General features: G+C 71.0%; 16 protein-coding genes and 2 tRNA genes. 10 read left to right on the forward strand and 8 right to left on the reverse strand.

Annotated features, from left to right (window positions below):
• Window positions 1–7: 7 nt before the first annotated feature.
• Window positions 8–661, reverse strand: a complete 654-nt coding sequence (locus tag ACR4XJ_RS03075; protein WP_434753820.1) for a succinate dehydrogenase/fumarate reductase cytochrome b subunit — start codon at window positions 659–661, stop codon at window positions 8–10.
• A gap of 408 nt (window positions 662–1,069) precedes the next feature.
• Here ACR4XJ_RS03075 and ACR4XJ_RS03080 point away from each other — a divergent pair, with 408 nt between their 5' ends.
• The gene (locus ACR4XJ_RS03080; RefSeq protein WP_434753821.1) at window positions 1,070–1,261 is read left to right on the forward strand and encodes a hypothetical protein; all 192 of its coding nucleotides are present in this window, start codon (window positions 1,070–1,072) and stop codon (window positions 1,259–1,261) included.
• A 107-nt stretch (window positions 1,262–1,368) separates the two neighbouring features.
• On the opposite strand, the gene ACR4XJ_RS03085 is transcribed toward ACR4XJ_RS03080, so the two are convergent.
• The 3 genes from ACR4XJ_RS03085 to ACR4XJ_RS03095 form a co-directional block, all read right to left on the reverse strand.
• Window positions 1,369–2,148 (reverse strand): exodeoxyribonuclease III, encoded by a 780-nt coding sequence (locus ACR4XJ_RS03085; RefSeq protein WP_434753822.1) that lies wholly within the window; start codon window positions 2,146–2,148, stop codon window positions 1,369–1,371.
• A 39-nt stretch (window positions 2,149–2,187) separates the two neighbouring features.
• Entirely contained in the window at window positions 2,188–2,628 is a 441-nt protein-coding gene (locus ACR4XJ_RS03090) for a bacteriohemerythrin (protein ID WP_434753823.1), read from the reverse strand.
• Window positions 2,629–2,780: 152 nt separating this feature from the next.
• A complete protein-coding gene (locus tag ACR4XJ_RS03095; protein ID WP_434753824.1) occupies window positions 2,781–4,838 on the reverse strand; it encodes an EAL domain-containing protein in 2,058 nt (685 codons plus the stop codon).
• A gap of 396 nt (window positions 4,839–5,234) precedes the next feature.
• Here ACR4XJ_RS03095 and murJ point away from each other — a divergent pair, with 396 nt between their 5' ends.
• Together murJ and ACR4XJ_RS03105 are read left to right on the forward strand one after the other, a co-directional pair.
• Window positions 5,235–6,968, forward strand: coding sequence for a murein biosynthesis integral membrane protein MurJ (gene murJ / locus ACR4XJ_RS03100; protein WP_434753825.1), 1,734 nt, complete (start codon window positions 5,235–5,237; stop codon window positions 6,966–6,968).
• 110 nt (window positions 6,969–7,078) lie between these two features.
• The gene (locus tag ACR4XJ_RS03105; RefSeq protein ID WP_434753826.1) at window positions 7,079–10,228 is read left to right on the forward strand and encodes an ATP-binding protein; all 3,150 of its coding nucleotides are present in this window, start codon (window positions 7,079–7,081) and stop codon (window positions 10,226–10,228) included.
• A gap of 295 nt (window positions 10,229–10,523) precedes the next feature.
• Here the strand turns inward: ACR4XJ_RS03105 and ACR4XJ_RS03110 are convergent.
• A tRNA-His gene (locus tag ACR4XJ_RS03110) sits at window positions 10,524–10,599 on the reverse strand.
• Window positions 10,600–10,814: 215 nt separating this feature from the next.
• Here ACR4XJ_RS03110 and murA point away from each other — a divergent pair.
• The gene (gene murA / locus ACR4XJ_RS03115; protein ID WP_434753827.1) at window positions 10,815–12,068 is read left to right on the forward strand and encodes a UDP-N-acetylglucosamine 1-carboxyvinyltransferase; all 1,254 of its coding nucleotides are present in this window, start codon (window positions 10,815–10,817) and stop codon (window positions 12,066–12,068) included.
• A gap of 87 nt (window positions 12,069–12,155) precedes the next feature.
• Window positions 12,156–14,900, forward strand: a complete 2,745-nt coding sequence (locus ACR4XJ_RS03120) for a ComEC/Rec2 family competence protein (protein WP_434753828.1) — start codon at window positions 12,156–12,158, stop codon at window positions 14,898–14,900.
• Window positions 14,901–14,920: 20 nt separating this feature from the next.
• Here the strand turns inward: ACR4XJ_RS03120 and mutM are convergent, their stop codons facing one another.
• The 3 genes from mutM to ACR4XJ_RS03135 all read right to left on the reverse strand — a co-directional run bounded on the left by mutM (window position 14,921) and on the right by ACR4XJ_RS03135 (window position 18,745).
• Window positions 14,921–15,778 carry a bifunctional DNA-formamidopyrimidine glycosylase/DNA-(apurinic or apyrimidinic site) lyase gene (gene mutM / locus ACR4XJ_RS03125; protein ID WP_434753829.1) on the reverse strand — a complete coding sequence of 286 codons (858 nt, stop codon included), beginning with the start codon at window positions 15,776–15,778 and terminating at the stop codon, window positions 14,921–14,923.
• A gap of 130 nt (window positions 15,779–15,908) precedes the next feature.
• Complete coding sequence (locus ACR4XJ_RS03130; RefSeq protein ID WP_434753830.1) at window positions 15,909–17,489, reverse strand: ChaN family lipoprotein; 1,581 nt, start codon at window positions 17,487–17,489, stop codon at window positions 15,909–15,911.
• Window positions 17,480–18,745 carry a phenylacetate--CoA ligase family protein gene (locus ACR4XJ_RS03135; protein ID WP_007526208.1) on the reverse strand — a complete coding sequence of 422 codons (1,266 nt, stop codon included), beginning with the start codon at window positions 18,743–18,745 and terminating at the stop codon, window positions 17,480–17,482. Before ACR4XJ_RS03135 ends, ACR4XJ_RS03130 begins: the two co-directional genes overlap by 10 nt.
• A 417-nt stretch (window positions 18,746–19,162) precedes the next feature.
• On the opposite strand from ACR4XJ_RS03135, the gene ACR4XJ_RS03140 reads away from it, so the two are divergent.
• From ACR4XJ_RS03140 to ACR4XJ_RS03160, 5 genes are all read left to right on the forward strand, one after another.
• Window positions 19,163–19,756, forward strand: coding sequence for an HPP family protein (locus tag ACR4XJ_RS03140; RefSeq protein WP_434753831.1), 594 nt, complete (start codon window positions 19,163–19,165; stop codon window positions 19,754–19,756).
• A gap of 149 nt (window positions 19,757–19,905) precedes the next feature.
• Window positions 19,906–20,790: an SDR family oxidoreductase gene (locus ACR4XJ_RS03145; protein ID WP_434753832.1), complete on the forward strand. Its 885-nt coding sequence runs from the start codon at window positions 19,906–19,908 to the stop codon at window positions 20,788–20,790.
• Window positions 20,791–20,796: 6 nt separating this feature from the next.
• The gene (locus tag ACR4XJ_RS03150) at window positions 20,797–21,372 is read left to right on the forward strand and encodes a hypothetical protein (RefSeq protein ID WP_434753833.1); all 576 of its coding nucleotides are present in this window, start codon (window positions 20,797–20,799) and stop codon (window positions 21,370–21,372) included.
• Between the two features lie 132 nt (window positions 21,373–21,504).
• A tRNA-Phe gene (locus ACR4XJ_RS03155) sits at window positions 21,505–21,580 on the forward strand.
• 250 nt (window positions 21,581–21,830) lie between these two features.
• Window positions 21,831–23,225, forward strand: coding sequence for a Fic family protein (locus tag ACR4XJ_RS03160; protein WP_434753834.1), 1,395 nt, complete (start codon window positions 21,831–21,833; stop codon window positions 23,223–23,225).
• Window positions 23,226–23,430 lie beyond the last annotated feature (205 nt).

Raw genomic sequence — 23,430 nt, forward strand, 5'->3', positions numbered from 1 at the left:
GGGTCTCCTAATCCAGCGGCAGCAGCCGGAAGCGCAGCAGGGTGAGCAGCGACAGGCACAGGAACCCGGCCAGCAGGTACAGGCCGTTGCGGGTGAGGACGGCGCGGTTTTCGCGGGTCACGAGGCCCCACTTGGCCCCGGCGCGCCACGCCCCGATGACCAGGTGCAGCGCCAGCGCGGGCAGCAGCAGCAGGTAGGCCCAGAACCACCCGCCGAACTGCACGCGCACCGCGCTTTTCTGCGCCTGCACCGGCAGGTCGGTAAGGCCCGTCCAGATGTGGATGGTGACCAGGGCGGCCACGATGAACGCGGTGACCACCTGCGCGATCCAGGCCCAGGTTTCCGGGTGGCGCAGCAGGCGGGCGTGGCGCCAGGCGGTGACGGCCTGCGCGGCCTTGAAGGGAATCTTGCGGGCGGCCACGGTGGCGTGGACGCAGAACACGATGGCGATGAGCACGCCGCCCACGGTTTCCAGGTGCAGCGTGTCCATGACGGCCGAAAGCCCGTTCAGGGCCCCCGCGCCGAACAGCACGCTGGACAGGAAGAGCATGTGCATGCAGGCGAACAGCGCCAGCGCCGCCCCCGTGGCCATCTGCACCCAGTCGAGCCAGCCGTCGGCACGGGAGCGCGGCCGGGCCGGGGCGATGCAGTCCGTTTCCATTGAGCCTCCTTGGGAACACGAGACGGTCAGAAGGATGACGGCGGCGGAGCATGGAAACACGGATGACGCCGGACGCGCGAGACAGGCGGACAAGCGGCGAAGCGGGCGCGCACCGGCAGGCCGGGAATCCCGTGCAACACTACGGGTTGAATACCCAACCATCCAGATTCCATACCTTTTCCTGTCCGCCGGACTATGGCCGACACGCCCGTGCATGTCAAATCATGCGGAAGGCATGGCAGCACGGCGCGCGGGCACGGAATGCATGCGGCCCGCGCGCCCCGTCCGGCGGCCCATGCGCTTGCATTTCGCGGCCGCTGCGGATAGGGGGGAAATTTCCCGGCACCGCCGCGGCCATGGCGCACCCGCCGTGCCCCGGCGGCCATATCGTCCTTGAGGGGGGTCCTCATGCGTGAGATACGCGAAGAACTCATCCGGCTGGCCCGCGAATCGGGCATTCCGGTTCCGCCCGACGCCTCGGTGACCGAGGTGGTGCAGCTGCTGGGCAGCGACACGCACCTGTCGCCCGACCTGTGCGAAGCGCTGAACCACATCCTCGCCGGGCTCGGCGGGGCTGCCGTTCCGGCCGCCTGCAAATAGCGCGCGCGAAAAGGGCATGCCCGCCTTCGTCATGGCGGGCATGCCCTTTGATTTTCCGCCCAGTCCGTACCGATCCGTACCGGTCCGCACCGGTCCGCACCGGTCCGCTACATGTCCACGTCCAGCGCCAGCCCCACCGGGCAATGGTCGGACCCCATGACGTGCATGTCTATCCACGCGTCGCGCACCGCGCCGCGCAGTTCTTCCGACACGAAGAAGTAGTCGATGCGCCAGCCCACGTTCCGTTCGCGGGCGCGGGTCTTGTACGACCACCACGAGTAGGCGTGGGGCGTGTCGCCCTGCACCAGCCGGAAGGTGTCCACGTAGCCCGCCGCCACGAAGCGGTCCATCCATTCCCGCTCGATGGGCAGAAAGCCGGAAACGTCCTCGTTGTCCCTGGGCCGGGCGAGGTCGATGGGCTTGTGCGCGGTGTTGAAGTCGCCGCAGACCACGATGGGCTTGTGGCGGCGCAGGCTTTCGGCGTGGTTCAGGAAGGCGTCGTAGAAGCCCAGCTTGTAGTTCAGGCGTTCCTCGCCCTGCCCGCCGTTGGGAAAGTAGATGTTGAAGTAGTGGAAGGCCGGAAATTCCAGGTGGATGCACCGGCCTTCGCCCTGCCATGCGGGGTCGGGCATGTCCAGGTGCACGGCCAGCGGTTCGATGCGGCTGAACACCGCCACCCCGGAGTAGCCCTTCTTCACCCGCGAGGCCAGCCACCACGCCTTCCAGCCCTCCGGATCGCGGTGGGCGGCGGCCACCTGCTCCGATTCGGCCTTGGTTTCCTGCAAACCCACGATGTGGCCGTCGCACCCGGCGAACCAGTCCCATTCCGGCTTGCCGCTCAGGGCGCGGATGCCGTTGACGTTCCATGAATACAGCTTGAGCAGCACGGGGCCTCCCTGTGTCCGGATGAACGATGCGGCGCGGAGCTATCCCGGCGCGCCGCCCTGCCCGGACTGTTCGCCCGCGCCGTGGCGCAGGCGCGCGGCGTACTGCATGTCCACGCCCTGGATATGGTCCTCGAACCACGACTTCAGGAAGTGGAACAGTTCCAGCGGCAGCATGGGCGGGCGGGCGTCGGCGTCGAGGGCCAGGGTGAATTCGCGCACCCGCGCAAGGAACTTCAGGTGTTCGCCCTGGTGGAAGGCCAGCAGTTCCGGGGCCACCTTCCGCACCACCTCTTCCTCCGCCGAAAAGTGGGCGGCGGCGTGGGCCTTCAGGCCGGACAGCACGGCGCGCAGGCGGCTGCCGTCCTCCGGGCAGGCGGCGGCCTCGGCCATGTCGTTCAGCAGTTCGATGATGCGGGCATGCTGGGCGTCCAGTTCGGGCACGCCCACGCTGAACCGGTTCGACCACTCCACGTGACGCATGACGGCTCCTTGGGATGCATGGCGCGGGGCGCAGGGGCCTTCCCGCGTCCGTCCAGCATACACCCGGCGAGAGCCGTTGCGAAAGGGGGGCAGCCCCGAAAGGCCGTGGGGAAAACACCCCTGCGGGCGGTACAGGCGGGGCCGCGTCCGGGCTAGTGGCCCTTGCCCCGCTCGGCGAACATGCCGGGCACGTCCTCGCCCGGCAGCGGGCGCGAGAACAGGTAGCCCTGGCCGCCCTCGCACGAAAGTTCGGACAGCATGATGCGCTGTTCCTCTTCCTCCACGCCTTCGGCCACCACGTCCAGGCCAAGGCTGTGCGCCAGCGCCACCACGGCCTGCACGATCTTGAAATGCCCCGGCTCGCGGCACATGCGCGCCACGAAGCTCTGGTCCACCTTCAGGGTGTCGATGGGGAACTGTTGCAGGTAACTGAGCGAGGAATACCCGGTGCCGAAGTCGTCGATGCACAGCCGCACGCCGATCTCCTTCAGCCTGCGCAGCACCAGGTTGGCGTAGTCCGGGTTTTCCATCAGCATGGTCTCGGTCACTTCCAGCTTCAGGCATCTGGCGGGCAGGCCCGTCTCGCGCAGCACCGCGCCCACCTGCTCCACCAGGCCCGGCTGCGAGAGCTGCCGCGCCGAAAGGTTCACGTGCATGACCACGCCGCGCATGGACGGCTGCTGCTCGCGCCAGGCGGCCAGGGCGCGGCACGCCTCGGCCAGCACCCAGCGCCCCACCTGGTGGATCTGCCCGGTGGACTCGGAAACCGGGATGAACTCCGACGGCCCCACGATGCCCCGGTCCGGGTGGTTCCAGCGCACCAACGCCTCGAACCCGGTCAGCTTGCGGTCGTGCAGCGACATGATGGGCTGGTAGACCAGGAAGAATTCGTTGTTGTCCAGCGCCCGGTGCAGGTCGATTTCCAACTGCATCAGGTTCATGGCCTGCTCCAGCATGGAGGGCTGGAACACCGCCATGCCGTCGCCGCCGTGTTCCTTCACGTGGTGCATGGCGATGTTGGCGTTGCGCAACATCTCGTCGGCGTTGCCGCCGCCCCGGTTCACCACCACGCCCACGCTGGCGGAAATGCGGATCTGCCGGCCCGACACCTCCAGCGGCGGCTCCAGCGAGGCGCAGATGCGCCGCACCGTGATCAGGGCTTCGTCTTCGGACCGCACCTCGTCCAGCAGCAGGATGAATTCGTCGCTGCCCAGGCGCGACACGGTGTCGATGGTGCGGGTGTTCTCGGCCAGACGCCGGGCCACCTCGCGCAGCACTTGGTCGCCTGCGGCGTTGCCCATGGAATCGTTGACCACCTTGAAGCGGTCCAGGTCCAGGAAGGCCACGGCGCACACGTTGTCCGCGCCGCGCCGGGCGCGGTGCAGCGAACGGTCGATGCGGTCCAGGCACAAGGCGCGGTTGGGCAGCCCGGTGAGCGGGTCGTGCCAAGCCTGGTGCTTCATCTGGGTGAGCATGATCTTGCGGTCGGTGACGTCGCGCCCGCTGAAGCGCACGCCCATGGGCGCGCCGTCGGCGTCGTGCAGGCGGCGGCTGGAGCAGGCCAGCCAGCGTTCGCGGCCGTCCTGGGTGCGCACGCGCACCTCCACCTCGACCATCTCGGCCCCGGACGCCACCATCTCGCGGTGCTTGCGCCACAGGGGCAAGTCCTCGGGGTGCATGATGCCCTCGATGAACCGGGCGTTGGCGCGGAAGGATTCCATGGAATAGCCGGTGATGCGCTGGCAGGCGGGGGTGACGAACACCACCTTGCCGTCGGCGTCCTCCCAGCCTTCCCAGTCGGCCAGGTGTTCGGCCAGCACGCGGAAGCTCTGCGCGGCGTCGCCCTCCGGCAGGGGGGCCGGGGAATGCGTGAAGGGCACGGCGTGGCGGGCGCGGGAGGGGGAATCGTCGAAGGGCGCGGGGTCCGGGGAAATCCGAGGTGCGGCGTGAGGCGTGGAGTGGCCGTCGGCCACGACGGAAAGGTGCGCCGCGGGCGGGGAGACGTCGGGCAGCGGGCCGTGCGCCGCGCCGGGTCCCGTGACCGTCGGGAGACCGGCGTGGGGACCGGCGTGGGGACCGGCCTGGGGTTCGTGCGGCGTGGCGCCGGAGCGCGGGGCGTGCGCGTTCTCCGGGCCCGGCTGTCGGCCGTGCCCGGGGACTGCATCGTGCCACACGTTCTCTGCGGCGTCCTGTCCCTTCTGGTCGCTCACGCGGCATACCCCCTATGCCTTGCCAGCTTGCCGCGCGTGCCACGCGCGTGCGGCCCACCACGCGGGCGGCCGAAGGATGAGTGCTCGTCCGGGCCGTTACGACCCGTCACGTGGGCGTAATACAAGCCGCCGGAAATAACAACTCCCGCCGCTGTACGGCGGCGCGTCCGCACCCGCACGCAATATTCAGGTTTTACAGCATGTTCGAGGATTGCCACAGTTCCCTCGCGGCGGGCCGAGGGATGGCAATCCGGAATTTCCGGACAGTTTTCCGGTATCCGCAACGCCATTGCCGCCGGGGGGGGAGAACCGGGCCGGGTTCCCAGGCCGGGGGCGCTGCGCTACACTGCGCGCGGGGCGACCGCGTCCCCACTTCCACCGCCACGAGGACCCGGCATGACGCCACCCCCCGCCCCCGCAACGCCCGGCACGCCGTCCGGAGACATCCCGCCCGGTGACATGCGGTCCGGCGACATCTCGCCCGGCGACACCATGGCCCGCAACGCCGCCACCGTGGCCGGGGCCACGCTGGCGTCACGGGTGCTGGGCTACGCCCGCGACGCGCTGACCGCGTACATCCTGGGCGCGGGGGCCGGGGCCGATGCCTTCTTCGTGGCCTTCCGCCTGCCCAACCTCATGCGCCGCCTGCTCGGAGAGGGCGCGGTGTCGCTGGCGTTCACCCCCGCCTTCGTCCGCCTGCGCGAGCGCGAGGGCGACGCGCGGGCCTTCGCCTTCGGGCGCGGCGTGCTGCTCCGCGCCCTGCCGCCGCTGGTCCTGCTGTGCCTGCTGGGCATGATCCTAGCCCGGCCGCTGGCCCTGCTGCTGGCCCCCGGCTTCGGCGCGCCCAGCAGCAGTCTGCCGGACGCGCCGCCGGGCGTGGCGGAACGGGCCGCCGGGCTGTTGCGCATCTGCCTGCCCTACGGGGTGCTCGCCGCGTGCGCCGCGCTGTGCGCGGGCATGCTGCACGCCCACGGACGCTTTTTGCCGCCCGCGCTGGCCCCTGCGGCGCTCAACCTGGCCGTCATGGCCACCGGCGGGCTGGCCCTGGCCGGTTTCGGCGACGCCGCCACCCTGCTGGCCTGCGGCGTGCTGGCGGGCGGCATGGCCCAGCTGGGCATGCAACTGCCGCCGTTGCGCCGCCTGGGACTGCGCTGGCGCGCCCCGCTGCCCGGCCGCGACCGGCAGGCCGGCGACGCGGCCCGCGCCCTGCCCGCCGGGGTGTTCGGGGCATCCGCCCAACAGCTCAACGTGCTGGCCTGCACCCTGCTGGCCTCGTTCCTGTCCGAAGGCAGCGTCACGGCCCTCTACTACGCGGAACGGCTGATGGAATTCCCGCTGGGGGTGTTCGGCGTGGCCGTGGGCGTGGCCGCCCTGCCCGCCCTGTCGAAGGGGCCGGGCGTGCCGGATATGCAGGACATGCAGGACAAGCCAGACAGGCCGGACAGCCCGGCCGGAGCCGCAGCCCCCCCGCACCCGCGCGACGAATTCCGCCGGGTGCTGGGCGACGCGCTGCGCCTTTCCCTGTTCGTCAGCCTGCCCTCGGCCCTGGGCCTTGCCGCCGTGGGCGCGCCGCTGGTGGCCCTGCTGTTCGGCCACGGGGCCTTCGACCGCCAGGCCGTGGACGCCACGGTGGCCGCGCTGCTGGCCTATGCGCCGGGCATCCCCGCCTTTGCCGTGGCCCGGCCGCTGCTGGCCGCCTGCAACGCCCGGCAGGCGGCGGGCGCGCCGGTGGCGGCGGGCCTAGCCTCGGTGCTGGTCACGCTGGGCCTCGGCGCGCTGCTGCTGGGGCCGCTGGGGGTGGCCGGTCCCGCGCTGGCGGCCAGTTGCGGGTCATGGGTCAACACCGCCTGCCTGGTCCTGGCCCTGCGGCGCGGCGGCACCATGGTGGACCTGCACCCGCGCGCCGCGCTGCTGCACGCGGCGCTGGCCTGCGCGGCCTGCCTGCCCGCATGGTGGCTTGCGGGGGCATTCGCGGGCACGGCCTGGGCCGCGCCCGCGCTGCACCCGGCCGCGCGCCTAGCCCTGGGCGTGCCCCTGGCCGCCCTGCTGTACCTGGTTCTGTCGTTATGTTGCCGCAGCCGCGACGCCATTGCCCTGCTGCGCGTTGTGCGGGGCGGTAAAACAGGCTAGGCTGGCAAAAGCGTGAATTTCGCGTTTTCGCCCCCGGCGAAAGACGCTCCAGACACGGGAACAGCGCCGCCGCGCCCCGGCGGCCCCAAGGCACCCGCAAAGGACGCCGCATGCCCGAAAAGGCCCCGCGCCACCTGCTCACCGGCATCCAGACCCGACTCGGCCTGCTGATCACGCTGGCCACCACCGTCATGCTGCTGGTGTTCATGGCCACGGACTACATCGCCGCCAGCCGCAAGATGCACCGCGACGTCCAGGAGTTCGCGCGGCGGCAGGCGGTGCGCGTGGCGCGCCAGTTGCAGGTGCCCGCCTGGAACCTGGACGCCGTGTCCATCTCCGCCGTCATCGCGGCGGAAATGGAAGACCAGCGGGTGTACGCGGTGGCCCTGTTCGAGCGCGACGGCATCACCCTGCTCGGCGGCATGCAGCGCGACGGCGACTGGCGCCCCGTGCCGTGGAGCGGCGCCATCAACGGTGCCTCCGGGGGCGACTTCATCACCGAGCGCGAGGTGCTGGCCCACCATGGCGAGGAGATCGGCAGCGTGGTGGTGATGGTCTCGCCGCGCGGCATCAGCGAAGCCCTGTCCGCCATGGTGCGCGAGAACGCCGTGCGGGTCACGGTGGTGGGCCTGACGCTGGTGGTGCTGATCATCCTCATCCTGCGGCGCACGGTGGTGGTGCCCGTGGCCGGGCTGGCCCTGGTGGCCCGCAAGGTGGCCGAGGAACGCAACTACGCCCTGCGCGCCGCCCGGCACGGCCGCGACGAGATCGGCCGTCTGGTGGACGCCTTCAACTCCATGCTCGAACAGGTGGAACGCCACGAGCGCCAGTTGACCGTGCAGCAGGGCGAACTGGAACGCATGGTGCGCGAACGCACCGCCGCGCTGGACACCGCCCAGGCCCGCGTGGAACGGGCCAGCCATGCCAAGAACGAATTCCTGGCCGGGGTCACCCACGAACTGCGCACGCCCATGAACGCCGTCATCGGCATGGTGGACATCACCCTTGGCACCAATCTCGCGCCCAAGCAACGGGAATACCTGAACCTGGTCCGCTCCTCGGCCCGGTCGCTGCTGGGCGTGGTCAACGGCGTGCTGGACTTTTCCAAGCTGGAGGCCGGGCGCCTGACCCTGGAATCCATCCCCTTCCGCACCCGCGACCTGCTGGAGGAGGTCACCGACCTGTTCCACGACCGGCTGGCCGTCAAGGACATCGAACTGGTGGTGGACATCGACACCGACGTGCCGCCGATGCTGGTGGGCGATCCGCTGCGGCTGCGCCAGGTGCTGGTGAACCTGGCCGCCAACGCCTTCAAGTTCACCGAACGGGGCGAGGTGGTCATCCGCGTGGCCCGGAACGACGGGGAGGCCGGGGGCAACGGCGTGGAACTGGCCTTCTCGGTGCGCGACACGGGCATCGGCATCGCGCCGGAGGCGCGCGAACGGCTGTTCGAATCGTACAGCCAGGCCGACGCCTCGGTGTCGCGCCGCTTCGGCGGCACGGGCCTGGGGCTGTCCATCGTGCGGGCGCTGGTGCAGCTCATGGGCGGCGACGTGGGCGTGGACAGCGAACCCGGCCGGGGCAGCACCTTCCGCTTCACGGCCCGGTTCGGCCTGCCGCCGGAACGGGAAGCGCCCGTCCCGCACCATCCGGCGCTGGACGGAAAACTGGCGCTGGTGGCCGAGGCCAACCCCACCTGCGCGCGCGTGCTGGCCCGGCTGCTGGCGCAACTGGGGGTGCGCTGCCAGGTGGCCCCGGACGTGGCCGCCCTGCGCAGGGCGCTGTACCACGGCCCCGACGGCCTGCTTGCCCCTGCCGGGGAGACCGCGCACACGGGGCAGCCGGAGCCCCCGGCCCACGCCGGGGCCGCCCCGCACGGAGAGCAGGACGCCCACCCCGTGCCCGCCGCCTGGGACTTCGTGCTCTGCGGGCTGTACCTGCCGGTGGTCGGCGCCACCAACGAAGGCCCCTCCACCCCGTCCGCAGCGCCGGAATGCGCCTCCGAGCGCGGCGACATTCCCAGCACCTGCGCGGCTTCCACCATTCTCATGCACCTGCGCGAGGAAGGGGTGTCCGTGCCGCCGCTGCTGGTGGCCGCCGCCATGGGCCGCGAACCGGACGCGGAAACCGCCGCCCGCCTCGGCGTGCTGGCGGTGCTGATCAAGCCGGTGAAACTGGCCGCCCTGCGCGAGGCGGCCCTGCGCGCCGTCTCCCCCGTGGCGGTTCCCGGCTCCTCCGCCCGCCCCACGGCGCGCGCCGCCGCCACGGTGCCGCACGATCCGGCCCTGCACGGCTCGCGGGTGCTGCTGGTGGACGACAACCCCATCAACCGCGCCGTGGCCGTGGAAATGCTGACCTCGATGGGCATCGCGGTGGAGGCGGCCCCCTCGGGCGAAGCGGCGCTGGCCGCGCTGGCCCGCGACGATCGGACGCCCGATGCGCGGGCCGCCCTCTTCGACGCCGTGCTGCTGGACATCCAGATGCCGGGCATGGACGGCTACCAGACCGCCACGGCCATCCGCGCGCGCAACGCCGGGGGCGGCCTGCGGCTGCGGCCCGGCGCGCCGGTCATCGCCTTCACCGCGCGGGTGGAGGGCGAGGACGAAGAAGCCCTGCGCCGGGCGGGCATCGTCGCCCGGCTGCCCAAGCCCGTGGAACGGGCGGAACTGCTGGCCACCCTGCGCCGGTACCTGCCCCCGCGCCCGGTCCCCACCCCGCCCCCCGCTCCCGACGCCGCAGCCCGGACAGCCACGGCGGCTCCCCCGCCGCAAACCGCCAACGGCAAGCCCCCGCAGGGCCACCGCCCCGCGCCGGAAGACCTGCCCGCCGCCCTGCCGGGGCTGGACGTGGCTGGCGGGGTGCGCCGCATGAACGGCAAGGCATGGCTGTACCTGCGGGTGCTGGGCAGCTTCGTGGCCGCCTATTCCGGGGCGGGCGAGGAATTGCGCGGGCTGGCGGCGGACGCTGCGGACGCGGACGCATGGCGCGCCCTGTCGGAACGCGCCCACGCCATGGCGGGCGCGGCGGGCAGCATTTCCGCCGACGAGGTGCACGCGGCGGCCCGCGCCATGGAACGCATGGGGCTGCTGCTGGCCGGGGACATCCCCGACGGGGAGGTCAGTCCGGAGGAACGGGAGACGCTGGCCGCCGCCCCGCACGCGCAGGCGGCAGCCGCGACCGGGATGGCGGAACGCTTCGACGCTGCGGTGCGCACCGCCTGCCGCAGCATCCGCACCCTGCTGGAAACGCACGGCGGGTGACGGACCGGCGGCCTTCCCGGGCGGTCACCCGGATGGTCCCCCCGCCGGTCACCTGAACGGTCACCTGAACGTTCACCCGGAACCACCAGGAGGCCGCACGCCAGGCCGCCGCAGCGCGACAAAATTCCTGAAGGAAAACGGCGTATCGCGCCACCCGCGAACGGTTGCCGCCCCTGACGGGGTTCCGTTCCGGGGCCGGGAAGGGTATGGTCCGCCCGACATGGGCAGAAGGGAATTCGCGCCCCGCCGGGGTCCGGAAAAAGAAAAGCCCCGCTTGCGCGGGGCACGGAACCGATGGGGCGAATGATGGGACTTGAACCCACGGCCACCTGGGCCACAACCAGGTGCTCTGCCAACTGAGCTACATCCGCCGTAAGAGAGAGCGCATATACACCCGACGCCGGGACCGGTCAAGAGGCAATCGGCCCATTCCGCCGCAGGAGCCGGTGTTTTCCGGCCGCGCGCGGCAGCCGTCATCCCCCTGCCTGCCCCCGATCTTCCCCGGACCCGGCAGGCGCGCCACCATCGCAATCACCCGCGCGGAACACATCCGCCGCGACTACCCGTAAAGGACACCCACGACCACATGGACAAGCTCGTCATCAACGGCGGCGTGCCCCTGCGCGGCGCCATCGCCGTCAGCGGCTCCAAGAACGCCGCCCTGCCCATCCTGATGGCCTCGATCCTGGCCGAGGAACCCGTCACCTACACCAACGTGCCGCGCCTGCGCGACATCTTCACCACCAACAAGCTGCTGGCCATCCTGGGCTGCCCGGCGGAATTCGACGGCCACACCGTCACCGTGACCCCGTGCGACCTGAAGCCGGAGGCCCCCTACGACCTGGTGAAGACCATGCGCGCCTCGGTGCTGTGCCTGGGCCCGCTGCTGGCGCGCCTTGGCGAGGCCCGCGTGGCCCTGCCCGGCGGCTGCGCCATCGGCGCGCGGCCCGTGGACCTGCACCTTACCGCGCTGGAAAAGATGGGGGCCACCTTCGACCTGGATTCCGGGTACATCCAGGGCCGCTGCGCGAAGCTGCGCGGCGCGCACATCCACTTCGACTTCCCCACCGTGGGCGGCACGGAAAACCTGCTCATGGCCGCCACCCTGGCCGAGGGCGAGACCGTGCTGGAAAACGCTGCGCGCGAACCCGAGGTGGTGGACCTCGCCAACTTCCTCATCGCCTGCGGGGCAAAGATCGAGGGGCACGGCTCCAGCATCATCAAGGTGCAGGGCGTGCCGCGCCTTGGCGGGTGCGAATACCGCATCATGCCCGACCGCATCGAGGCGGGCACCTTCATGGTGGCGGCGGGCATCACCGGCGGCGACCTGCTGCTGACCGACTGCCCCTTTGAAGAACTGGAGGCGGTCATCGCCAAGCTGCGCGACATGGGGCTGGTCATCGAGCGGCAGGGCGCGCGCGACGTGCGCGTGACCCACAACGGCCACCTGCGCTCCCGCGACGTGACCACCCGGCCCTACCCCGGCTTTCCCACCGACATGCAGGCCCAGGTCATGGCCCTGATGACCATCGCCAGCGGCGCGGGCGTGGTGGAGGAGACCATCTTCGAGAACCGCTTCATGCACGTGCTGGAACTGGTGCGCATGGGCGCGGACATCAAGCTGTCCGGCCACACCGCCGTGGTGCGCGGCGTGCAGAAGCTCACCGGCGCGCCGGTCATGGCGTCGGACCTGCGGGCCAGCGCCTCGCTGGTGCTGGCGGGCCTTGCCGCGCAAGGCGAAACCCACGTCCAGCGCATCTACCACCTGGACCGGGGCTACGAACGCATCGAAGAAAAACTGAACGCCGTGGGCGCGCGCATCACGCGCATGCCCGAATAGCCGGACGCCTTCCGGGCGGGCCCGCCACACGGCGCGGCCCGCCTTTTTTGCACCCCAACCCCCGCGCCGCAGGCACCGGCGGCCCGCATGCACCAGCCGTCCCCGCAATCCCTGCCCACTCCGCCGCTGCCCCCGCTGCTGTTCCGGCAGTCCTGCCTGCTGGCGGCGCTGGCCGGGCTGGCCGCGCTTCCCCCGTCAGGTGAGCCCGTGTGGGCCGTGACGGCGGCGGTATTGCTGTGGCTGGGCATGGGCGCGCGGGCGCGGGGCCTGCCCCGCGTGGCGGTGTACGCGCTGTGCTTCGGCGCGGGGCTGGGCGCGGCGTGGCTGCGCCAGCCCGGCCCGCCGCCGCAAACGCCCGCCTGGGCCGACACCGGCCGCCCGGTGCGCTTCAGCGGCACGGTGGCCGAGTGCACCCCCACCACCGACGGGCGCATCCGCCTGCTGCTGCGCGACGTGCGGCCAGACATGCGGCCTGACCTGCGGCCAGACATGCAGCCGGAGGACACGCTGGCGGAAGCCGCGGGCAACGCGCCCGGACAGGAAGCCGCCGCCCTGCCGGGACTGCTGGCCCTGTCGTGGCAAAGCCCGCCCCTGCGGCCCGCGCCGGGCGTCCGCCTGTCCGTCACCGCCGCCGTCTCGCCCATGCGCGGGCTGGCCAATCCCGGCGGCGACGACAGCGCGGCCTTCTGGGCCTCGCGCGACGTGCGCTTCCGGGCCTGGACCACCCACGCCAAGGGCGCGCCCCAGGTGGAGGGCGTACCGTCGGCGGGATGGACGTTCCGCGAAACCCTGCGCACCGCCATGCTGCGGGCCATCGCCCTGCACGGCGGGCCGGGGGACGGTGACGTGGCCGCGCCCGATCCCGAACCGCCCACTCCGGCGGGAACCTTCCTGCCCGCGCTGGTGCTGGGCGACCGCTTCCACCTGGACAGCCGCGACCTGGACCTGGTGGCCCGCGCCTCGCTGATCCACGCCATCGCCCTGTCGGGCATGCACCTGTGCGCGGCGGCGGCCCTAGGAGCCGGGGCCGCCCTGCTGGCCGGGCGCATGGCCCCCGGCGTGTACCTGCGCATTCCGCGCCGCAAGCTGGCCCTGGCCTGCTCGCTGCCGCCCGCGCTGGCCTACGTCTGGCTGGGCGGCGCGCCGCCCTCGCTGGTGCGCGCGGCGCTGATGCTGGTGTTCTGGGCGTGGCTGTACTGGCGCGGCAGGCCGCAGGTGCTGCTGGACGGCCTGCTGTGGGCGGTGTGCGTCATCGTGCTGTTCGACCCCGGCGCGGCGGACGACTTGTCGTTGCAGCTTTCCGCCTGCGCGGTGGCGGGCATCGCCCTGGCCAGGCCGCTGGCCGCCCTGCTGCCCCGGCGGCTGCGCGAGATGGGCGGGCTGGCCAGCCGTGAAGAAGACGGGGGCGGGTCCGCCCGGCACGCCGCGCGCGGGTGGCGCGCCCGTCTGACCGTGTACGCCGCGCGCACCCTGTGGGTGACCCTGTGCATCCAGTTGACCCTGCTGCCCCTTTCCGCGCGGGTGTTCGGCACGTCCAGTCCGTGGTTCGCGCTGAATCTGCTGTTCCTGCCGCTCATCGACGGGGTGGCGCTGCCGCTGGGCCTCGCGGGCATGGCCCTGGCCCCGGCCGCGCCGGACGTGGCCGGGTGGCTGCTGCTGGCGGCCCGCTGGCCGTTCGACCTGCTGCTGGTTTCGCTGCGCTGGCTGGATGGCGCGGGACTGCTGGGCAACCCCCAACTGCTGCGGCCCCACCCGGCGGCCATGCTGGGCCTGTGGGTGCTGCTGGGCGCGGCGGTTCTGCACGTGTCGGGGCGCGCGTCGGACTCCGCATCTGTCGGGACGCGCCGCCGCGCCGCCCTGCTGCTGGCCGCCGGGGCGCTGCTGGTGCTGGGTCCGGTGTGGCCCAGATACGCCGCCGCCACCGATCCGGACGTGCGGCTGGCCGTGCTGGACGTGGGGCAGGGACAGTCCGTGGCGCTGGACTGGGGCGCTGGCCGTATGCTGGTGGACGGCGGGGGCACGGCTTCCCGCTCGTGGGACACGGGCCGCCGCGTGGTGGCCCCGGCGCTGACCGGCAACCGTCCGCCCCGGCTGGAGGCGGTGGTCTGGTCGCACCCGGACCGCGACCATCTGCGCGGCCTCTTGTACGTCATCGACACCTTTGCCGTGCGCCGGGTGGCGGGCAACGGCGACCCCGCACGCGGCGAGGACGGCGCGCGGCTGTCCGCCATCCTGCGCCGCACCGGGCACCGCGAGGAACGCTGGCATGCCGGGCAGCGCATCCCCCTTGCGGACGGACTGGAACTGGAGGTGCTGCACCCGCCCCTGCCCGAGGCCGCCGGGGCCGCCTTCGACGGCAATGACGCCTCGCTGGTGCTGCGGCTGACGGCGCGGGACGACAACGATGCGCATGGCGCGCGGCGCGGCCTGGCGCTGCTGCCCGGCGACGCGGGCGACCCGGCCATCCGCGCGCTGCTGGCGTCCGGAGCCGACCTTTCGGCGGAAGTGCTGGTGTTGCCCCACCACGGCGGCAGGCGCAAGCTGCTGCCGCGCCTGCTGGACGCGGTGCGCCCCGCCGTGGCCCTGGCCAGCGCGGGCTACCGCAACCGCTGGGGCTTTCCCGTGGCGGACACCCGCGCCGCGCTGGCGCAGCGGGGCATCCCCCTGCTGGTGACGGCGGAATCGGGCCAGGTGCTGGCCCGGTGGGACGCGGCCATGACGAACGGCATGGACAGGGCCAACGGCACGGCGGGGGGGACCGCATGGTCCGGCCCCGCCACCGTCACCACGGCCCGCGACGGGGATGGCGACGACGCGGACGGCGGACAATAGCGCGGCGGGTCATCCCCCTGTCACACCGGCTTCTGGCAACCCTCGCAGTACACCGTGGTGCGCCCGGCCACCTTGCCCGTGGCCAGCGCGCGGCCGCAGGCCACGCACGGCTGGCCGCCCCGGCCGTACACCCGGAAGCGGTTCTGGAAGGCCCCGGCGTCACCGTGGGCGTCGCGGTAGTCGCGGATGGAACTGCCGCACTCGGCGATGGATTCGCGCAGCACGTCCACCAGATGGCCGTGCAGTACGCGCAGCCGGTCGGGCGACAGGCCGCCCGCCTGCGCGTCGGGCCTGATGCCTGCCCGGAACAGCGATTCGTCGGCGTAGATGTTGCCGATGCCCGCGATGACCGTCTGGTCCAACAGCAACGCCTTGATGCGCCCCCGCCGCCCCCGGAACAATTCCACGAAATCGGGCGCGGCGAGTTCCAGCGGTTCCGGCCCCAGCGAGCGCCAGAAGTCCCACGTGGACAGGTCCGCGTCGGACAGGGCGCGCACGTAGCCGAACTTGCGCGCATCGTCGAAGAACAGCCGGTTGCCGTCGTCCAGCCCGAACACCACGCGGGTGTGCGCGTTGGGCGCGACCTCCGGCCCGTAGACGAAAAGCCGCCCGGTCATCTTCAGGTGCACGCCCAGCAGGTGCGGTGCGCGGTCGCCGCCCGTGCCGCCCGAACCGTCCGACGGGGCCAGTTCCATCAGCAACAGCTTGCCGCGCCGCCGCACCCCGGCAATGACGCGCCCCGGAACGCACCGGGCGAACGTTGCCGCGTCGCCCTGCACCGTGCCCTCGTTGCGCACCGCAACCGACACGATGCGCCGCCCCGTCAACTGGGGCCGCAAACCGCAGGCAATGGTCTCCACCTCTGGCAACTCAGGCATGGGCAACTCCACGGAACTGACGTGTGATGAACGAAAAATGCCGCATCGGCACACCATAGGCACGCCGACGCGGCCTGTCAGCAGGCCCGCGCGGGATGGGGCGGAATTGACGGAGACGCGGGCGCGAAAACTACCGCTTCAGGCCGGGCACGGTCAGCACCCGTTCGCCATCGGCAGCGCCGGGGCCGCGCACGGTGAAGCGCACGTCCTGCCCGGCGGCCACGGCGGCAGCGCCCGCCTCGTGCAGCACGCGCAGGCTGTCCACCGCGCGGTCGCCCACGCGCAGGATGAGGTCGCCCGGCCGGAACCCGGCGCGCTCGGCCACGGAGCCGGGCTCCACCTGCTCCACGCGCGCGCCGTCCGGCTCCTGCTGCAACAGCAGGCCCAGGCGGGGCCGCGCGGGGCCGCCCGCAGCGGGCATGCCGGGCACGGGGCGGGGCGGTTCCGGCTCGGCCCGGCACACCCAGAAGATGTCGGCCTGCGCCGCGTCGGGCGGGGTGTCCGCAGATTCCGCACCGGGGACGAGGGCAGCATTGGCAGGAACACCAGCGGGCGCGCGCTTGTCGTCGGTAGCCGGAGGCTTGGCATCCACATCCGGCGTGATGCGCCACGGCATGACCAGCAGCACGCGGGCGTCGGGGTCCAGCAGGCGGATGCGCCGGGCGATGCCCCAGCCGTATTCCACATGCCCGCCACCGGCCAGGATGACCACCGGGCCGCCGTGGGCCACGCGCACCCGCACGGCCTCGTGGGCCATGGCCGAATCCCACAGCGACTGCACCAGCAAGAACCGTTCGAGGGCCTCGGCGTCGTTGACGGAAGCCGGGGCTGGAGCCGGATCAGGGGATTGGGATGGCGCGGCGGGGGATGCGTCGGCCGGATCGGCGGGCGTGGCCGGATCAGCGGATGTGGCCGGATCGGCGGATGTGGCCGGACCGGCTGGCGGGGCCGGGCTCGTCTGGCCCGGCTGCCCCTTGTCCTGGGCCGCGCGCCCGGCACGCATGGCCGCGTGTTCGCGAAAGATGGCGGCCAGCGTGGCCCGCTGTTCCGGCGCGGGGTCGATGATGGACGGCGGCAGCCAGGCCCGGTCGGCCTCGGGCACGGCTTCCAGCCCGCCCCGGCTCACCTGCCGCACCACGCGCTGCGGCACGTTCAGGCCGTGCACGGGCAGGCGCGCCCAGTCCGCCACGGCGAACACCGGCTTGTACAGCTCGAAATCGTAGCCCCAGGTCTTCGGCCAGTCGAGGGCGGCGGGCAGGTCGGCCAGCGGGGTGGCCCCCCGCGAAAATCCGTCCAGCGCGGGCTGTCCGTCGCGGGGCACCATTTCCAGGCCGACGGCCGGGCGCGCGCCCTCCGCCAGCAGGGCGGTGACGAACGCCGCCTGCGCCCGGTGGTCGCACGCGCTGGTGTGCGATTCGCCAAGCAGGATGTAATCGTGGCGCAGGGCCTGCCGCGCGGCGTCGGCCGGGTCCACGGCGCGGATTTCCCCGGCCCTGGACACCGTCACCAGCGTGCCGTCGGGCAGGCGGGGCGTGTTCGCCCCCGCCGCGCCACCCGTGCCGCCCGTGCCCCCCGAGCCTGGGGACGGCCGCGCCACGGCGCAGCCGCCCGCAAGCAGCACGGACAGAAGCACGAGCAGGAGCAGCGGCACGCAGGGCAGGAAGGCTCCCGCCCCGCGTCCGCCGGTATTCCGGGTTCCGGCTAGTCCCATACCCGCTTGTCCTCGATGGGACGGATCTGCGGGGGCAGGGTGCCCGGCGCGAGGATCTTCAGTTCCGGGCGCAGCTTGATCTTCTCGCGGAACTGGTGGAGCAGTTCGTCCTCGCGCTTGAAGTTGCTGGCCTCGATGAACAGGGTCATCTCGTCGATGCCGCCGGGGTTGGTGACCTCGATCTGCCAGCGCTTGATTTCCTCGAAGCGCGACATGACCTGTTCCACCTGGTGCGGGTACACGAACATGCCCTTGATGCGCGCCGTGGTGTCCACGCGGCCCACGATGGAGCCCAGGCGCGGGCTGGTGCGGCCGCAGGGGCAGGGCGAACGGTCGATGTACGACAGGTCGCCGGTGGCAAGGCGGATCAGCGGGTAGGTCTTGTTGAAGGCCGTGACCACGATTTCGCCCACCTCGCCGTCCTTCAGCGGAATGCCGGTGTCCGGATGGCAGATTTCCACGTAGCAGCGGTTGGCGATGTGCAGGCCGGTCTTGTGGAAGCATTCGTAGCCGATGCAGCCCACGTCCGCCGTGCCGTAGCCCTGGCGCATGATCAGGTCGAACTTCTTCTCCAGCTGCGCGCGCAGCTTTTCGGAGAACTTTTCGCCGGTGACGAAGCCCACTTCAAGGAACAGGTCCTTGCGCAGGTTCATGCCCTTTTCCTCGGCCTTCTGGGCAAGGTGCAGCAGGTAGCTGGGCGTGCCCACGTAGCCGGACACGCGCAGCTTGGACATGATCTCGAGCTGCGTGGCCGCGTTGCCGGGGCCCGCGGGCACCACGGCGCAGCCAAGGTTGCGCAGGGGTTCCTCGAACATCAGGCCCGCCGGGGCGAGGTGGTAGTTGAAGGTGATCTGGGCCACGTCGCCGGGGCGGAAGCCCACGGAGTAGAAGGCTTCGGTGTAGCCCCAGTAGTCGTCGGCGCGGTCTTCGGGGTCGAAGATGGGGCCGGGGGACAGGAACACGCGCTTCAACTCGCCGAGGTCCTTGGTCAAAAGCCCGCCAAGGCGCGGCCCCATGGACTGGAGGAAGATGAGTTCCTTCTTCTTGAGGATGGGGATGTGCTTGAGGTCCGTGAGGGTCTTGAACTTCTCCACATTGAACTGGGCGCGGTCGAAGCGTTTCTTCACGTCCTCGGAATAGCGGTAGGCGTAGGAAAGCAGGTCTTTCAGCTGGATGAGGTAGTACTGCCTGCGCTCGCTCTCGTCGAGCACCTCGCGGCGGCTGTAGATGCCTTCGGTACGGTCCTTGCGGGTCATGCGGTGGACTCCTTGGTCTCGTGGCGTGCGGTGCGCGCGGGCCCCCGGAACAGGGGCGCGACGCCCGATGGATTTGCAGAATCGGGCCATAGCCCGCGCACCATGGGTTGGCAAGAATATTTTTTTATGATGTTCAATGCCAGCATGATACATGATAATTCACATGTTGATGGAAACTGTGGAAAATCTGGCGGCCGCCACGGGGCGAGGAAAAGTTCACCATTGCCGCAGGTTATCGCAGGTTGATGATGCAGCACCATCCGGCATCTTCCCCGCGAATGTGACCCCGGTCACGGCGGGTGCGGCGGGCCTCGGGTAGCCTGCACTCCTGCCGGTCGCGGCGTTCCGGCCGGTTCCCGTTCTGGCAGTCCCGTTTCCCCATCCCATCACCACACCCTTCTGCCCCGCGACGATACCATGGACTACTTCCGCAAGATGTGCGGCTGCGGCCGCGACGGCTGCCGTCCCGGCATGCTGGGCCTGCTGCCGAAACCCGACGTTTCCGAAACCCTGTGGTCGTTCATCGGCGCGCTGTGCGGCATCGGCGTGGTGGCGTGGCTGTGCGACCGGGTGGCCTCGCCGGGCGACGGCTTCGTGCTCATCGGTTCGTTCGGGGCCTCGGCCGTGCTGGCCTACGGCGCGCCGGGCGCACCCTTTTCGCAGCCGCGCAACCTGCTGGGCGGACACGTGCTGTCCGCGCTGGTGGGGGTGTTCGTGGCCCGCAACCTGGGCGTGGCCGGCGCGCCGGGGGCGGAGGCCATGTCCACCGCCTGGCTGTCCCCGGCCGTGGCCGTGGCCGCCGCCATCGCGCTGATGCACCTCACCGACACCCTGCACCCGCCGGGCGGGGCCACGGCGCTCATCGCCGTCACCGGCAGCCCGCAGATCCAGGCGCTGGGGTACAAGTACGCCGTGGTTCCCGTGGCCGCCGGGGCCGCCGCCCTGCTGGTGGTGGCCCTGCTGGTGAACAACATCCCGCGCGGGCGGCGCTACCCCAGGCACTGGTGGTGACGGCCCGCACGGTTGCCACGGCGGCGCGGACGGACTAGAATCACCCGGCGCGGTGGCGCGTCGCGGCCTGCCTGTTCCGGCTGACCGAATCCGGTCATCCGGCCCCCTTGTCCCCATGGACCGTGCCTGCCCGCCGCCGCAGGAATCCCATGGAACACCCCGCCCGTCTCCCGGAAACCGATTCCCCCGCCCGCGCCCATCCCCTGGCGGGCCGCGTGGCCCTGGTCACCGGCGGCGCGCAGGGCATCGGACGGGGCATCGTGGAACACCTGCTGGCCTGCGGCATGCGCGTGGCCGCCATGGACGCCGACGCCGAAGCGCTGGCGGAACTGGCCGCCGAACTGGCCCCCCAACTGGCCCCCGAGTCACTTGCCGACAACGGCGCGCCATTGCCCGCAGGGCGGAACGCCTCTCCCTCCCCCCATCCCCTGCTGCCCCTGCACGGCAGCGTGGCCGATCAGGCCGACGCGGACCGCTGCGTGGCCGCCACGGTCGCCCGCTTCGGCGGGCTGCACCTGCTGGTGAACAACGCGGGCATCGCCAATCCCCATTCCGGGCAGGTGGACACCATGGACATGGACCGCTGGCAGCGCGTGCTGGACGTGAACCTGACCGGCCCCATGCGCATGGTGCGCGCCGCCGCGCCCCACCTGCGGGCCGCGCGCGGGGTGGTGGTGAACATCGCCTCCACCCGCGCCGTGCAGTCGGAACCGCACACCGAAGCCTACGCCGCGTCCAAGGGAGGGCTTGTGGCCCTGACGCACGCCCTGGCCGTGAGCCTTGGCCCCGAGGTGCGGGTGAACTGCATCTCGCCGGGCTGGATAGAGGTGCGCCACCTGCGCAAGGCGGCGCAACGCGAAACGCCGGTGCATTCGGATGCCGACCGCGCCCAGCATCCCGTGGGCCGCGTGGGCGTGGTGCGCGACGTGGCCGCGCTGGTAGCCTTCCTGGCCGGGGACGACGCCGGGTTCGTCACCGGGCAGAACTGGCTGGTGGACGGCGGCATGACCCGCCGGATGATCTACGAGGAGTGACGCCGGATGTACGTCGGCCTGCATACCGCAAGCCTGCCGCAGGTGCTGGCGGAGGCCCGCCAGCGCATCGTGCTGCATATGGCCCTGTACGCGGAATTCGGGCGCATGCCCGCCCTGGCCGAGGCCTTGCACGCCGCCCTGGCCCAGCCCGCCTTCCGGCGGTTGCAGGTAATCACCGTGCCGCTCACCTCGCGCCGGGGCTGGGTGGACGAATTCCTGCACGCCCTGCGCCCGGACCTGACGGCGGCGCAGATGGAGCACGAGTTCGCCGCCTCGCGCGACTTCATCGTGCGGCTGGCCGCCCGCCACGAAGGGCTGGTAGAGGTGTACGAAACCCACGCCCTGCCCTGCGCGCCGTGCGTCATCGTGGATGACCGCATCCTGTTCGGCCATTACGCGCACAGCCCCGTGCCCATGGAGCAGGGCTTCTGGTTCAGCGTGGCCGCGCCCATGGACGACCTGTTCAAATGGGCCGAGACGGGCCTGCTGCCCCGCGACGCGACACCCAGGCACCGAGCGGCCTTCCGCTTCGTGTGCGACTGCCGCAACGCCATGCGCCAGGCCAAGCGCATGCTGCTGTAGGCCTTCGCGCCTGCCCGTCCCGCCGGAACAGGGGATTTTACGTCCCCCGCTCCCGCCCGGCGGAAAAATCACCCCCGCGCCAAAAAGTGCTTGCCAAGCCCACCCATTTTGCCTATTCAGGTTCTCCGCGACGCCGAGGTAGCTCAGTTGGTAGAGCAGGGGACTGAAAATCCCCGTGTCGGGAGTTCAATTCTCTCCCTCGGCACCACGTAAAAAACAAAGGGTTGGAACGAAAGTTCCAGCCCTTTTTCGCGTTTTGCCGGCCTGGGTAAAACCGATACGCGGCCTTTCCGTACACCACCTGTTGACAGACGGACAAATTAAGGACATTTGTCGGACAGGCGAGAGACATCTGAAGGACATTTCCCCCGAGCCCGAAAGCCCTTTCGCCCACTACAGCCCGGATATGAAGGCATAACCACGCTCCGCCCCAAAAACCGACCCGGCAGGTGAAGGACATGGCCAGCAAAGGGGAACAGGCACGCAACGAAATACTCCGGTTCCTCAGGGCCACCCAAGGTGAGGTCCGCTTCGCGGACATCGCGGAACGGCTGCGCGGCAGGGTCACGGAAAAGACCGTCCAGCGCCGGCTTGGCGACCTGGTTGCCCAGGGGCTTGTCATGCGCACGGGTGAACCCAGGCGGTACGCCTACTCGGCTCCCGTACCAGAAGTGTCTTCCGCGTCACCGGACCAGTTCCGGACCGCCGCGATCGACGACGTCGTTCCCCTCTCCGACGCCGCGCACGCCATTCTTGCGCATCTTCGGCTGCCAGGCGAACAGCGGACACCCGTCGGGTACCGGCGGGACTTTCTTGACGCCTACGTTCCCAACGAAACGCCGTACCTGCCGGAAGCAATCCGCAAGCACCTGAACGCCATCGGGACGATACCCGACGAGTCGGGGGAGACTTTCGGCAACACCGTGCTCGCCGACATCCACCAGCGGCTGCTGATCGATCTCTCATGGGCTTCTTCGCGCCTTGAAGGGAACACCTACTCCCTCCTCGACACGCAACGGCTTCTGGAACTCGACGAAATGGCAGAGGGCAAGGATGCGGTCGAGGCCACGATGATCCTCAACCACCGCGACGCAATCCGGTTCCTGATCGAAAACCGGACGCGCCTCGCCATTGACCGCCACACCCTGCTGAACCTGCACGCCACCCTCTCGCGCGACCTCATGCCCGACCCGGCGGACGAAGGCAGGATGCGGCGAAAGCTGGTCCAGATCGGGCAGAGCGTGTATGTCCCCCCCTCCTTTCCCCAGGTTATCGAAGAGGTCTTCCGGCAGATCGTGGAAAAGGCCAGGGCCATCGACGACCCCATCGAGCAGTCCTTCTTCCTGCTGGTCCACTTGCCCTATCTGCAACCGTTTACCGACGTGAACAAGCGCACCTCGCGACTGGCCGCGAATATCCCGCTCATGAAGGCGGGCATCGCGCCGCTTTCCTTTCTAGACGTGCCGGAACGGCTCTACATCCGGGGTGTGCTCGGCGTGTACGAACTGACCGCCATCGACCTGCTGCGCGACGTCTTCGTCTGGACCTACGAGCGATCCTGCGCCCACTACGTGGCCCGCCGCCAGGAACTGCGCGTGACGAACCGCAAACGGCTCGCCTACCGCGACGCGTTGACCAGGGCCACAAGGGATGTAGTCCAACGGAAAACCTCCACCGACGAGGCAACGATCCTGGCCCTGGCCGGACGCGACATCCCCGAAAACGATGTCGCCGACTTCGTTCGGTTTATCCGGGAAAATCTGGCCCGGCTGCGCGAGGAAACCATCGCGAGATACGGCATCGGCCTTGCCGAGTACCACGCCTGGAAAAGCTCGCAGCCCCCCCGGCGATAAAGAGACCTCACCCCTTTGCCCCCCCGCCGCGCGCCATGGGGGTGCGCCATGGCGACGCCCCCGGCCATGTCTGGACCGAGGCCGTGCCCCCTCTCCCCACGCATGCAATAAAAATCCACCGGCATAGCCGGTGGTATTTCATATGCGCCTGTAAGGCTCTGTTACCAGCAGCGCCCTAGCAGGCGCATATTTTTAGATCTGGCAT

This window comes from Nitratidesulfovibrio sp. D1 (assembly GCF_051133415.1).
Lineage (GTDB): Bacteria > Desulfobacterota > Desulfovibrionia > Desulfovibrionales > Desulfovibrionaceae > Cupidesulfovibrio.

Coding starts and splice junctions, on each gene's coding strand:
- ACR4XJ_RS03075 (WP_434753820.1), bottom strand. CDS start 661: ATGGAAACGGACTGCATCGCCCCGGCCCGGCCGCGCTCCCGTGCCGAC.
- ACR4XJ_RS03080 (WP_434753821.1), top strand. CDS start 1,070: ATGCGTGAGATACGCGAAGAACTCATCCGGCTGGCCCGCGAATCGGGC.
- ACR4XJ_RS03090 (WP_434753823.1), bottom strand. CDS start 2,628: ATGCGTCACGTGGAGTGGTCGAACCGGTTCAGCGTGGGCGTGCCCGAA.
- murJ (WP_434753825.1), top strand. CDS start 5,235: ATGACGCCACCCCCCGCCCCCGCAACGCCCGGCACGCCGTCCGGAGAC.
- ACR4XJ_RS03105 (WP_434753826.1), top strand. CDS start 7,079: ATGCCCGAAAAGGCCCCGCGCCACCTGCTCACCGGCATCCAGACCCGA.
- murA (WP_434753827.1), top strand. CDS start 10,815: ATGGACAAGCTCGTCATCAACGGCGGCGTGCCCCTGCGCGGCGCCATC.
- ACR4XJ_RS03120 (WP_434753828.1), top strand. CDS start 12,156: ATGCACCAGCCGTCCCCGCAATCCCTGCCCACTCCGCCGCTGCCCCCG.
- mutM (WP_434753829.1), bottom strand. CDS start 15,778: ATGCCTGAGTTGCCAGAGGTGGAGACCATTGCCTGCGGTTTGCGGCCC.
- ACR4XJ_RS03130 (WP_434753830.1), bottom strand. CDS start 17,489: ATGGGACTAGCCGGAACCCGGAATACCGGCGGACGCGGGGCGGGAGCC.
- ACR4XJ_RS03135 (WP_007526208.1), bottom strand. CDS start 18,745: ATGACCCGCAAGGACCGTACCGAAGGCATCTACAGCCGCCGCGAGGTG.
- ACR4XJ_RS03140 (WP_434753831.1), top strand. CDS start 19,163: ATGGACTACTTCCGCAAGATGTGCGGCTGCGGCCGCGACGGCTGCCGT.
- ACR4XJ_RS03145 (WP_434753832.1), top strand. CDS start 19,906: ATGGAACACCCCGCCCGTCTCCCGGAAACCGATTCCCCCGCCCGCGCC.
- ACR4XJ_RS03150 (WP_434753833.1), top strand. CDS start 20,797: ATGTACGTCGGCCTGCATACCGCAAGCCTGCCGCAGGTGCTGGCGGAG.
- ACR4XJ_RS03160 (WP_434753834.1), top strand. CDS start 21,831: ATGGCCAGCAAAGGGGAACAGGCACGCAACGAAATACTCCGGTTCCTC.